Source organism: Pseudomonas sp. HMWF006 (genome assembly GCF_003061205.1).
Lineage (GTDB): Bacteria > Pseudomonadota > Gammaproteobacteria > Pseudomonadales > Pseudomonadaceae > Aquipseudomonas > Aquipseudomonas monsensis.
On the sequence record NZ_QAIU01000363.1, the window covers coordinates 1 to 659 of the forward strand.

Sequence of the window (659 nt, forward strand, 5' to 3'; positions counted from 1 at the left end):
ATGCTGAACGTGGTGAAACTGCCACCACCGGTCAGCGCCGGGCAATTGAACAGCAGGCTGCAATAACCGCATTTTTCCCACAGAACGTGGTGCGAGGATTGCGGCGGGCAATGTTCGGCGCCGGGCTGCGCGTCTTGACCACCGTGATCCATGCCGGGCATGTCCATGCTCATCGGCATGGACGTCGAGGCGTGTTGATCCATCGGCATCGACTGAGAAATCAGCGGGCCGATGAAGATCATCATCATGGCGAACAGGGCGATCCAGCTACCGCGGGTCAGAGTCTGGCTCTGGCGATGCCTGCTGGACGCCCCGGCGCGTTGCGGGCGCACGGGCGTGGTCAGCCGGATCGGTTACTGGGCGTGATCGTGCGTCTTGGTTTCCGCTGGCTTCTTCTGCACGGCAACCTCGACGGTCACGTTACCGGCCTTCTCGAAATGCAGGGTCAGCGGGAAGCGTTTGCCGTCGCTGAGCAGGCTGCGGTCTTTGGGGTTGAGCAGCATCACGTGATAGGCCATCGGCGCGAACGTCACCTTGCCGCCGGCAGGGATCACCACGTTGGGCACCTGCTGCATTTTCATCAGATCGCCCTGCATTACATGCTCATGCAGCTGCGCTTGGTCAGTGATCGGCGAATCGACGCTGAGCAGGCGGTCGTC

At 61.8% G+C, this 659-nt stretch carries 2 protein-coding genes; both read right to left on the reverse strand.

Annotated elements, in window-relative coordinates; all coding sequences use genetic code 11:
* On the reverse strand, nt 1-332 hold a 332-nt coding region (locus tag DBR24_RS14895), incomplete at its 3' end, for a DUF2946 domain-containing protein (protein WP_146189051.1).
* Nucleotides 333-353: 21 nt separating this feature from the next.
* Nucleotides 354-659, reverse strand: a 306-nt coding sequence (locus DBR24_RS14900; protein ID WP_256591492.1) for a copper chaperone PCu(A)C, incomplete at its 5' end; no start/stop codon positions are given.